Source organism: Nonomuraea aridisoli, assembly GCF_003236395.1.
Lineage (GTDB): Bacteria > Actinomycetota > Actinomycetes > Streptosporangiales > Streptosporangiaceae > Nonomuraea > Nonomuraea aridisoli.
In genome coordinates this window covers 1-10,539 of sequence record NZ_POUD01000300.1, presented here as the reverse complement: position 1 = coordinate 10,539, position 10,539 = coordinate 1, and the positions used below count along the sequence as shown (strand labels likewise).

Annotated in this window: 11 protein-coding genes; 3 read left to right on the top strand and 8 right to left on the bottom strand. The window is 71.9% G+C overall.

What is annotated here, in order from left to right:
* The 7 genes from C1J01_RS41090 to C1J01_RS41060 all read right to left on the bottom strand — a co-directional run bounded on the left by C1J01_RS41090 (window position 1) and on the right by C1J01_RS41060 (window position 6,409).
* Entirely contained in the window at window positions 1-459 is a 459-nt protein-coding gene (locus C1J01_RS41090) for a Fur family transcriptional regulator (RefSeq protein WP_111184457.1), read from the bottom strand.
* 72 nt (window positions 460-531) lie between these two features.
* On the bottom strand, window positions 532-1,563 hold the full coding sequence (locus tag C1J01_RS41085; protein WP_111184456.1) for an ABC transporter substrate-binding protein: 1,032 nt from the start codon (window positions 1,561-1,563) through the stop codon (window positions 532-534).
* Window positions 1,560-2,345, bottom strand: a complete 786-nt coding sequence (locus C1J01_RS41080) for an ABC transporter ATP-binding protein (RefSeq protein ID WP_111184455.1) — start codon at window positions 2,343-2,345, stop codon at window positions 1,560-1,562. The genes C1J01_RS41085 and C1J01_RS41080 overlap by 4 nt, the downstream gene beginning before the upstream one ends.
* A gap of 7 nt (window positions 2,346-2,352) precedes the next feature.
* A complete protein-coding gene (locus tag C1J01_RS41075) occupies window positions 2,353-3,456 on the bottom strand; it encodes a FecCD family ABC transporter permease (protein WP_235855003.1) in 1,104 nt (367 codons plus the stop codon).
* Window positions 3,457-3,534: 78 nt separating this feature from the next.
* Window positions 3,535-3,801, bottom strand: coding sequence for a VOC family protein (locus C1J01_RS53875; protein ID WP_181449248.1), 267 nt, complete (start codon window positions 3,799-3,801; stop codon window positions 3,535-3,537).
* 62 nt (window positions 3,802-3,863) lie between these two features.
* Window positions 3,864-4,973: an alanine dehydrogenase gene (gene ald, locus C1J01_RS41065; protein WP_111184452.1), complete on the bottom strand. Its 1,110-nt coding sequence runs from the start codon at window positions 4,971-4,973 to the stop codon at window positions 3,864-3,866.
* 53 nt (window positions 4,974-5,026) lie between these two features.
* Complete coding sequence (locus C1J01_RS41060; RefSeq protein ID WP_111184451.1) at window positions 5,027-6,409, bottom strand: aspartate aminotransferase family protein; 1,383 nt, start codon at window positions 6,407-6,409, stop codon at window positions 5,027-5,029.
* A gap of 327 nt (window positions 6,410-6,736) precedes the next feature.
* On the opposite strand from C1J01_RS41060, the gene C1J01_RS41055 reads away from it, so the two are divergent.
* Window positions 6,737-8,092, top strand: coding sequence for a dipeptidase (locus C1J01_RS41055; protein WP_111184450.1), 1,356 nt, complete (start codon window positions 6,737-6,739; stop codon window positions 8,090-8,092).
* A gap of 266 nt (window positions 8,093-8,358) precedes the next feature.
* The gene (locus C1J01_RS41050) at window positions 8,359-9,006 is read left to right on the top strand and encodes an alpha/beta fold hydrolase (RefSeq protein WP_111184449.1); all 648 of its coding nucleotides are present in this window, start codon (window positions 8,359-8,361) and stop codon (window positions 9,004-9,006) included.
* On the opposite strand, the gene C1J01_RS41045 is transcribed toward C1J01_RS41050, so the two are convergent.
* Window positions 8,985-9,509, bottom strand: a complete 525-nt coding sequence (locus tag C1J01_RS41045) for a cysteine dioxygenase family protein (protein ID WP_111184448.1) — start codon at window positions 9,507-9,509, stop codon at window positions 8,985-8,987. The two genes, C1J01_RS41050 and C1J01_RS41045, sit on opposite strands and share 22 nt — an antisense overlap.
* Window positions 9,510-9,613: 104 nt before the next feature.
* On the opposite strand from C1J01_RS41045, the gene C1J01_RS41040 reads away from it, so the two are divergent.
* Window positions 9,614-10,539, top strand: a 926-nt coding sequence (locus C1J01_RS41040; protein ID WP_111184447.1) for a LysR family transcriptional regulator, incomplete at its 3' end; no start/stop codon positions are given.

Here is a 10,539-nt window from a genome sequence, read left to right as displayed (position 1 = left end):
TCACTGCTCTCCTCCGCCGGCGAGGGGCGGGGTGGCGGAGCGGCAGGTCGCGCAGATCCCGGTGAGCTCGACGGTGTGCTCCACCGCGTCGAACCCGGCGCTCTCGCCGATCTCGTCCACCCACGCCTCCACCACCTCGGCGTCCACCGCACGGCTGCGGCCGCAGGACCGGCAGACGAGGTAGTGGCGGTGCCTGCCGAACGGCCGCAGCCGGTACAGCCGTTCGCCGGCGTCGTCGCGTACGACGTCGACCCGGCCGTAGGCCTCCAGCTCCCGCAGCGTGCGGTAGACGGTGGTCAGCCCCACCCCGATCCCGTCGGCGGTGGTCAGGGCGTGCAGCTGCTGGGCGGAGACGAAATCCGAGCAGTCCACCAGCACGTGCAGCACCGCGCCGCGCTGCCGTGTCCGGCGGGCGGCCGGCAGGGCGCGCACCAGCAGGTCGGCGTTCCCGCAGCTCATAGCGACTCCCCCCAACTGGACATTCATCGCCGGATCTGGCTGTAGCACCATATATGAAAATGAATACCATTTCTATTGGGCACGGTCGTCGAACGGCGGCGTGATCGTGGACTCCGGCACCAGGCGCCACCGTTCGAGCGCCTTGCGGATCTGCTCGGCGGCGTCGATGTTCAGGGGACTGCTGGTCCACAGGGCGTACGGCAGGTTCAGGAACCGCCGCTCGGCCACCGCGGGCAGGTCCTTGATGCCCGCCCGCGAGGTGAGCAGCCGCACCTTCTGCTCGAAGGTCTGCGGCGGGTAGTCGACGAAGACGAATGCGTCCGGCTCGGCCGCGACCACCCGCTCCCAGGACACCGTGGTCCAGCTGTCGTCGACGTCCTCGATCGCGTTGCGGCCGCCCGCGCTGTCGATGATCGCCTGCGGGGCGCCGAACCGGCCGCTGGAGAAGACCGTGTCGCTCGCGCTGTCGAACAGGAAGACCGTGGGCCGTCTCCCGGGTCGCGGCGCGTTCCGCAGCGCGGTCAGCCGCCGGTCGAGGTCGTCGACGACCTGCCGCGCCTGCCCGGTGCGGCCGGTGATCGTACCGAGATTGGCCAGGTCGTCGCGGAGCGCCTGCCACGGTTCGACGATCCCCCGCCGCCCGCCGCCGCTCTGCCGGCAACTCTCGGTGAGCACGTACGGGGCGATGCCTCGTTCGCGCAGGGAGTCGGGGGTCAGCCGGGTCTCCTCGCTGTAGCCGTAGTTCCAGCCGGCGACCATGACGTCGGGCCGCTGCGCGAGCACGGTCTCGCGGGACGGGTAACCCGGCGCGACGACGTTCAGCCGGTCGACGACGTCGCCGTAGTGGCGGCGCAGGGTGCCGGCGTCGCGTTGCAGGCTGGAGACCGCGGCCACCTGATCCTCTGCCCCGATGGCCAGGGCCATGGCGATCATGTTGCCGTCGTTGACGAACAGCCGCCGCGCCGGCGAGGGGAAGCGGGCGGGCTCGCCGCAGTTGGCGACCGTGACCGCAGCGGCGTCGGGCCGCGCGGCGGCGGTCGTGCCGCAGGCGGCGAGCGAGACGGCCGCCGCGGCGGTGGCGACGGCGAGGACGATGCGGTTCATGGGGCGGACTCCGGGTGGAGCGGGGTGATCAGCAGGTGCGTGTCACCGGTGACGGGGTGGCGGATGGGGATGGCGTCCACGCCGAAGACGGCGCTGACGACGGCGGGGGCCAGCGCCTCGCCGGGCGGCGCGAGGGGCAGGGCCCGGCCCTCGTGCAGCACGAGGACGCGGTCACAGGTCGCGGCCAGGGTGAGGTCGTGCAGCGCCAGCACCACGGTGCGGCCGAGCCGGCGGACGAGCCGCATGAGGTGCAGCTGGTGCCGTACGTCGAGGTGGTTGGTCGGTTCGTCGAGCAGGAGGAGCGGAGTGCGCTGCACCAGCCCTCTGGCGAGGAGCACCCTGCGGCGTTCGCCGCCGGACAGCTGCTCCACCGGCCGGTCGGCGAGATCGGCCAGCCCGACCTCGGCGAGCGCGGCGGCGACGGCGGCGCGCTCGCGCGGTCCGACGCCGTTCCACGGTGAGCGGTAGGGGGTCAGGCCCAGCGCGACGACCTCGCCGGCGAGCAGGTCCGCGGGCAGGTCCTGCTCCTGGGCGACCAGCGCGACCTTGCGGGCCCGCTGCCGCGAGCCGAGACCGTGCAGGCGCACACCGCCGACGTGCACGTGGCCGGCCGTGGGGGCGCGCAGGCCGGCGAGGACGCGCAGCAGCGTGGACTTCCCGCATCCGTTCGGCCCGACGATCCCGATCGTCTCCCCCTCCCGGACGTCGAGCCGCAGGTCGCGGAGGATGACGCGGTTCCCCACCGCGCAGGCGAGCCCCTCGGCACGCAGGTGGACGCTCACCCCTCGCTCACCCCTCGCCCCCGAAGCGGTAACGGCGTCGCCCGAGCAGGACGAGGAACGCCGGCGCGCCGATCAGCCCCGACACGACGCTGAGCGGGATCTCGGTGGGGCGCACGAGGACCCGGGTGACGACGTCCACCCACAGCAGGAACAGCGCGCCGCACATCGCCGAGGCCGGCAGCAGGACCCGATGCCGGGCGCCGACCAGCAGCCGCGCCGCGTGCGGCACGACCAGCCCGACGAAGCCGATGCCGCCCGAGACCGCGACCAGCACGCCGACCAGGACGGCCAGCAGGACGAACAGCCCGACGCGCACCGCCCGGACGGGGACGCCGACCGACGCCGCGGTGTCGGAACCCGACGCGAGCGCGTCGAGCCAGCCGCTGCCGGCCAGCATCGCCGCGGCGACGACCCCGACCGTGATCGCCGGGATCACGAGCTGGTGCCACTCCGCGCCGGCCAGGCTGCCGAGCAGCCAGAACAGCACGGACTGCGCCACGGCCGGGTCGGGGCTGCGGAAGACCAGGAAACTCGCGATCGCGGAGAACGCCGAGCCGAGGACGGTCCCGGTGAGGACCAGCCGCAACGGGGTCAGCCCGCCCTGGGCGGCGGCGATCACGAACACCAGCGCCGCGGCGCCGAGCGCCCCGATGAGCGCGCCCCCGGACAACGTCAACGCCCCCGCGCCGGCGAACAGCCCGGACGTGATCACCGCGGTCGCGCCGACGCTCGCCCCGGAGGAGACCCCCAGCAGGTACGGGTCCGCGAGCGGATTGCGGACGAGCGTCTGCATCCCGGCCCCCGCCAGCGCGAGGCCGGCTCCGACGAGCGCCGCCAGCAGCGCCCGCGGCACCCTCAACTGCCACACGATCGTGTCGTACGCGAGGTCCGCGACCGGCCCGTCGGTGGCCCGCCTGACCAGCACGTCGAGCACCGTGGCCGGCGGCAGGGACTCCGCCCCGAACGCGGTCGACACCACCAGGCTGGCGAGCAGGGCGAGCGTGACGAGGAAGAAGGCGAGCGGGGCGCGGAGCCGGCGTCCGCCCCAGGAGGCGCCCGTCACCGTGTGCGCGGGGCTGGATCGCGGCGATGCGAGCTGCACTGATGACACAACACTCTCCTCAGGCGTACGTGTCCGGCCAGGAGTTCCAGACACGCGGAGCCTGGCTCCGGTCCCTGGCGGACACCGTCACCCTAATAGAGAATGATTTTCATTTTCAACTTGCCGGCCCCGCTTGAGGGGGCGGCCCCAGCGCTGGCCGAGATGGAAGAGGTGACCCTCGTCGTCCTTGAAGACGGCCGACCAGCCCCACGGCTGCCGCGACCGCTCCTCGGTGAACTCGACGCCGCGCGCGGCGAGCTCACGGCAGGTCTCGACGATGTCGTCGGCCTGGAACAGCTGACACCGAGCGCCATCGTTCCTCCTCGGGTTGTCCTCACCAGGGGATACAACCACGCGGACATGAGAACGGAGGGCACGGCGGCGCCGTACCCTCCGTTCGTGAAGTGAGCGAGCGGTCAGACGACCTCGGAGACCGGCGTGTACGCCAGGCCGAGGGCCTCGGCGACCGGCTGGTTGGTGAGCAGGCCGGCGTGCGTGTTGAGGCCGCCCGCGAGGCCGCCGTCCGTCTTGACGGCGTCACGCCAGCCGAGGTTGGCCAGCTTGACCGCGTACGGAAGGGTCGCGTTGGTCAGCGCGTACGTCGAGGTGTTGGCCACGGAGCCGGGCATGTTGGCCACGCAGTAGAAGATCGACTCGTGCACCTTGTACGTCGGGTCGGCGTGCGTGGTCGGGCGCGAGTCCTCGAAGCAGCCGCCCTGGTCGATGGCGATGTCCACGAGCACGGAGCCCGGCTTCATCCGCGAGACGAGGTCGTTGGAGACCAGCGTCGGGGCCTTGGCGCCGGGGATCAGCACCGCGCCGATGACCAGGTCGGCCTGGAGGACCTCCTGCTCGATCGCGTACCGGGTGGAGACCAGCGTCTTGAGGCGGCCCTGGTAGATCGCGTCGATCTGGCGCAGGCGGTCGATGTTGAGGTCGAGGACGGTGACGTCGGCGCCCATGCCGACGGCGATCTGCGCGGCGTTCAGGCCGGAGACGCCGCCGCCGATCACGACCACCTTCGCCGGGGCCACGCCCGGCACGCCGCCCGGCAGGATCCCCCGCCCGCCGTTGAAGCGCATCAGGTTGTACGCGCCCACCTGCGGCGCGAGCCGGCCGGCGACCTCCGACATCGGCGCGAGCAGCGGCAGCGCGTTGCCGACCTGCACGGTCTCGTACGCGATGCCGGTGGTGCCGGCCCGCAGGAGCGCGTCGGTGCAGGCGCGGGAGGCGGCCAGGTGCAGGTACGTGAAGAGCACCAGGCCGTCGCGCAGCCGGTGGTACTCCTCGGCGATCGGCTCCTTGACCTTGAGCACCATGTCGGCGCCGCCCCACACGTCGTCGGCGCTGTCGATGATCTTCGCGCCGGCGGCGAGGTACTCCTCATCGGTGATGTGCGAGCCGAGGCCTGCCCCACGCTGGACGGTCACCTCGTGGCCGGCCCGCACCAGTTCGTGAACGCCCGCCGGGGTCGCCGCGACGCGATACTCGTGGTTCTTGACCTCGGCGGGTACGCCGATCTTCATTGCGGTGGATCCTTTCGGGAACCCGGCACGCCGTCGTCCCGGGGGTTCGCGGTTCAGAGGCGTTTCCACGCCTCGCTCAGTACGCCGCGCAGGATCGACGCGATCTCGTCGAACTCCTTCTGGCCGGCGATCAGCGGTGGGGAGAGCTGGATCACGGGGTCGCCCCGGTCGTCGGCGCGGCAGTAGAGGCCCGCGTCGAACAGCGCCTTCGACAGGAAGCCGCGCAGCAGACGCTCGGACTCGTCCGCGTCGAACGTCTCCTTCGTGACCTTGTCCTTGACCAGCTCGATGCCCCAGAAGTAGCCCGACCCGCGCACGTCGCCGACGATCGGCAGGTCGCTCAGCCCTTCGAGGGCCTCGCGGAAGCGCGGCTCGTTGGCGGTGACGTGGCCGAGCAGGTCCTCGCGCTCGAAGATGTCGAGGTTGGCCAGGGCCACGGCGGCGGAGACGGGGTGGCCGCCGAAGGTGTAGCCGTGGGCGAACATCGTGTCGCCGTCCTTGAACGGCTCGAACAGCCGCTCGTGCGCGATCATGGCGCCGATCGGCGAGTAGCCGCTGGTCAGGCCCTTGGCGCAGGTGATGATGTCGGGCACGTAGTCGAACTTCTGGCCGCCGAACATCGTGCCGAGGCGGCCGAAGGCGCAGATGACCTCGTCGGAGACGAGCAGCACGTCGTACTCGTCGCAGATCTCGCGCAGGCGCTGGAAGTAGCCGGGGGGCGGCGGGAAGCAGCCGCCGGCGTTCTGGACGGGCTCGGCGAAGACGGCGGCCACCGTGTCGGGGCCCTCCATCTCGATGGCGCGGGCCACCCGGTCGGCCGCCCAGATGCCGTACTCCTCGGCCGTCATGCCGGGGACGCCGGTGATCTCGTCGGCGCGGTAGTAGTTGGTGTTCGGGACGCGGACCGAGCCGGGCACGAGCGGCTCGAACATCTGCTTGAACGCCGGGATGCCGGTGATCGACAGGGCGCCCTGCGGGGTGCCGTGGTAGGCGATCTGGCGGCTGATGACCTTGTGCTTGAGGGGCTTGCCGACGAGCTTGTAGTACTGCTTGGCGAGCTTCCAGGCGGTCTCGACCGCCTCGCCGCCGCCGGTGGTGAAGAAGACCCGGTTCAGCTCGCCGGGGGTGTGGGAGGCCAGCCGCTGGGCCAGCTCGGCCGCCTTGGGGTGGGCGTACGACCACAGCGGGAAGAACGCCAGCTCCTGGGCCTGCTTGGCGGCGGCTTCGGCGAGCTCCTGCCGCCCGTGGCCCACCTGGACGACGAAGAGCCCGGCCAGACCGTCGAGGTAACGCTTGCCATGGATGTCGTAGACGTAGGACCCCTCACCGCGGACGATGGTCGGGATCTCGGACTGTTCGTAGGCGCTGTGTCTGGTGAAGTGCAACCACAGGTGGTCCTGCGCGGCCTTCAGGACGTCGTTTTCGGCCTGCGTCATGGTTATCTTCCCTCGTGTCTGAACTCTCCACAGTCTGCATCGTGACTTCCGGTTTGCCAAGCGAATCGGTCGTGACACTCTGCAAGAAAACCGAGATCCGCAGAACCGTTTTGTAACAGCAACGAAATCCGCAGGCTAGATTCGTCACGCACGCGCGAACCCCGTTTCCCCAGCACGGTGCGCCGTGATCCAATGTGAGCAAATCGCTGTGAACTGGTATGCACTCCTGTGAGCTGCGACGATCGCCCGAAGCCGGTGCCCGCCGGCCGCGACCGCCGCGGACAACCGTAGACCACCCGTTGAGAACGACCCCCGGGGGACCGTCCCGTGACTCCTGACCAGATCGAGAGCGCCGTCGCCGCCGCGATGCCGCAGGCCGTCGACGAGCTGCGGCGGCTTGCCGCCATCCCCTCCGTGGCCTTCCCCGGGCACCCGGAAGAGCCCGTCCACGCCGCCGCCGCCATGACGGAGGAGCTGCTGCGCTCCGTGGGCCTGCCGCGCGTCCAGCAGGTGCCCGTCGAGGGCAGCTTCCCCGCCGTGTTCGGCGAGGCCCCCGCGCCTCCCGGCATGCCGACGGTGCTGCTGTACGCCCACTACGACGTCCAGCCCGCCGGTGACCCGGCCGCGTGGCGCACGCCGCCGTTCGAGCCGACCCTGATCGACGGCCGTCTGTACGGGCGCGGCTGCGCCGACGACAAGTCGGGCATCATCTCCCACGTCACCGCGCTGCGCACCTTCCAGGGCCGGTTCCCCGTGGGCATCAAGGTCATCATCGAGGGCCAGGAGGAGTACGCCGGCGAGCGGCTCGAGGCGTTCGTCGAGCGCCACCCCGACCTGCTGCGGGCCGACACCATCGTGGTGGCCGACGTCGGCAACCCGCGCGTGGGCGACCCGGCGGTCACCACGTCGCTGCGCGGCATGGCGGCCTTCACCGTCGAGGTCAGCACGCTGAAGGAGCCCGTGCACAGCGGCTCGTTCGGCGGCGCCGCGCCCGACGCGCTGGCGGCGCTCATGCGCATGCTGACCGCGCTGCACGACGACAACGGCGACGTCCGCGTCCCCGGGCTGCCGCGCGGCTCGTTCCTCGGGCAGGGGCCGTCGGAGGAGGAGTTCAGGCGCACGGCCGGCGTCCTCGACGGAGTGTCGCTGGTGGGCTCCGGCTCGCTGGCCGACCGGCTGTGGTCGTCGTTCTCGATCACCGTCACGGGGCTCGACGTGCCGACGGTGTCGGGCGCGATCAACGCGGTGCAGCCGCGGGCGCGGGCGCGGGTGACCGTGCGGGTGCCTCCGGCGGGCGACCCGAAGACGACGGTGAACGCGGTCGTGGAGTTCCTGCGCCAGGTGGCCCCGTGGGGCGTGCGGGTGTCGTTCGGCGACTTCACGGTCGGCTCCGGCTTCCAGGCCGACTCGGGCGGCAAGGCGCGCTCCGCGCTGAACCGGGCGATGGAGCGCGCCTTCGGCCGCCCGCCCCGCGACGTGGGCGCCGGCGGCTCGATCCCGCTGGTCAACACGCTGCTGAAGCAGTTCCCCGCGGCGGAGATCCTGCTCTTCGGCGCCGAGGACGAGGAGGCCGCCATCCACGCCCCCAACGAGCGCGTGGACCTGGAGGAGCTGCGCAAGGTGGCCACCACGGAGGCCCTCTTCCTGCACGAGCTCGGCCGGCCCTCCGCGCTCGGCGTCTGACGACCGGCGTTCCGAAGGCCCGTGCCGAGACGCACGGGCCTTTCGCCGTTTGCTGGACCCGCGCTTCAGCGACGACGACGCCGTCCCCACGCCCTGGGCCGAGGCCCGGCAGCAGGGCACGTCGCCAGGCTTGTCGACGATGCCCGAGTCGAGTGCGGTCGGTTCCATGATCGATCCTTTCGGTCTCCCAAGGGAGGACCGATGCGGCGTCCCGGACTCATCGCCGGCAGGGCAGGATGGCGGGGAACCGAGCGGGAGGTACGGATATGGCGACGTTCGCGCTGATCCACGGTGGGGGCGGCTCCGCGTGGGACTGGCACCTGGTGGAACGCGAGCTGCGCGGGCGCGGGCACGACGTCGTGGCGGTGGACCTGCCGCTCGGCGACGAGGACGCCGGCCTGCTCGACTACGCCGACACCGTGGTCGAGGCCGTCGGCGACCGGCGCGACGTGGTCGTGGTGGCCCATTCGTGGGGCGGGTTCGTCGGGCCCCTGGTCTGCGCGCGTACGAGGACCGAGTTGCTGGTGCTGGTGACGGCGATGATCCCCGCGCCGGGCGAGCCGCCGTCCGCGTGGTGGGGCGACACCGGGTTCGAGCAGGCCGACCTCGACACGATCGAGTTGTTCCTGCACGACGTGCCGCCTGACCTGGCCGCCGAGTCGATCGCGCGGTCGCGCGAGCACGCCGACAAGGCGCTGGTGGAGCCGTGGCCGCTGGAGGCGTGGCCGGACGTGCCGACGAGGTTCCTGCTCTGCCGTGACGACCGGTTCTTCACGCCGGAGTTCATGCGCCGGGTCGTCCGCGACCGGCTCGGGATCACGCCCGACGAGATCGACGGGAGCCACGCCCCCATGCTGGCGCGGCCCAAGGAGCTGGCAGACCGGCTGGAGGGCTACCTGACCGGCAGGTCGTAGAGGCGGCGGACGCTGCTGCCGAGGCGGGCCACGTCGGCGCCGTAGACGTGCAGGGAGATACCCATCTCGGCGCTGGTGTTGCGGACCTTGTGGATGTCGCCGGGCGGCGCGAAGCCGCTGACCTCGCCCGGGCGGTTGTCGGCCCGGCCGACCTCGACGAGGTGGTCGCCCATGTCGCGGTAGAGGGTCTCGTGCTCGATCCCGCTGATGATGCCGAACGTGCACCACGACACGTGGTCGTGGATCGGGGTGCCCTGGCCGGGGCGCCACACGACGGCGACGATGGAGAAGTCGTCCTCGGCGTGCAGGATGTGGGTGACGTACCGGTCGGGCGAGCCCTCGCGCTCCGCCGGCGTGAGGAGGTCGGGCCCGGGAAGGTGGCCGCGCAGCAGGTCGGCGACGGCGAACGCGGTCTCGCGCGCACCCAGCCCCCGAGCCACGATTCCGGACACACCGGACACAAGCACGTCGAGGCCGGGCCTGGTGGCGGTGGTGAGGTTCATGGTGTTTCCCTACGTCCGGAATATCCCTTCCTTTCTACGGTCCCGCATCTGCATTGATAGGTCCAACAGAAGTCTTCTGGGCGATCAATAGATACGATTGATGAATGCTGGACGTCACCCGCCTGCGCGTGCTCCTCACCGTGGCCCAGAAGGGGTCGCTGACCGAGGCGGCCAAGGTGCTGCACTACTCGCAGCCGTCGGTCAGTCACCACCTCGCCCGGCTGGAGGCCGAGACCGGCGCCAAGCTCATCCAGCGCGCCGGGCGCGGCATCCGGCTCACCGAGGCGGGCCGGCTGCTGGCCGAGCGGGCCGCCGACATCATCGGCCGCCTCGACGCCGCCTCGGAGGAGCTCGCCGCCCACGTGGGGCTGCGCTCCGGCCGCGTACGGCTGACCGCGTTCCCCTCGGCCCTGGGCACGTTCATCCCGAGGGCGGCCAGGCAACTGGCCGTCGAGCACCCCGGACTGCGCCTGGAGCTCACCGAGACCGAGCCGCCCGAGGCGCTGCGCCTGCTGCGGGCCGGCCGCGCCGACGTGGCGGTGATCTTCCGATACGACGACACCGCCCCCGAGGACGGCGGCGTCCACATGGTCCACCTTCTCGACGACCCCAGCTACCTGGTGTCCCGTACGCCGGCCGGCGAACTGGCCGACCACGCGGACGCGCCGTGGATCGCCGGGTGCGACCGCTGCCGCAGCCATCTGCTGGACATGTGCGAGAAGGCCGGGTTCGCGCCGCGGATCACGTTCACGAGTGACGACATCGTGGCGGTGCAGGCGCTGGTGGCGGGCGGGCTCGGCCTGACCCTGCTGCCGGGGCTCGCCCTCAGCGCCCACCGGAACCCGGAGGTCGAGGTGACGGAGGTGCCGGGGTCGGTGCGGCACGTGTACGCCGCCGTCTACGGCGAGGCGCCGCACCCGCCGGCCACCGAGGCCCTGCTGACGGCGCTGCGCGAGAGCCTGCGCACCGCACCGCCCATGGGCTCCGTCCCGGCCATCGGCGCGGGGGCCGGCGGCACGGGGGCCATCGG

Bases quoted from the DNA above. Each gene is read 5' to 3' on its own strand.
- C1J01_RS41090 (WP_111184457.1), bottom strand. From the start codon at position 459: ATGAGCTGCGGGAACGCCGACCTGCTGGTGCGCGCCCTGCCGGCCGCC.
- C1J01_RS41085 (WP_111184456.1), bottom strand. From the start codon at position 1,563: ATGAACCGCATCGTCCTCGCCGTCGCCACCGCCGCGGCGGCCGTCTCG.
- ald (WP_111184452.1), bottom strand. From the start codon at position 4,973: ATGAAGATCGGCGTACCCGCCGAGGTCAAGAACCACGAGTATCGCGTC.
- C1J01_RS41060 (WP_111184451.1), bottom strand. From the start codon at position 6,409: ATGACGCAGGCCGAAAACGACGTCCTGAAGGCCGCGCAGGACCACCTG.
- C1J01_RS41050 (WP_111184449.1), top strand. From the start codon at position 8,359: ATGGCGACGTTCGCGCTGATCCACGGTGGGGGCGGCTCCGCGTGGGAC.
- C1J01_RS41045 (WP_111184448.1), bottom strand. From the start codon at position 9,509: ATGAACCTCACCACCGCCACCAGGCCCGGCCTCGACGTGCTTGTGTCC.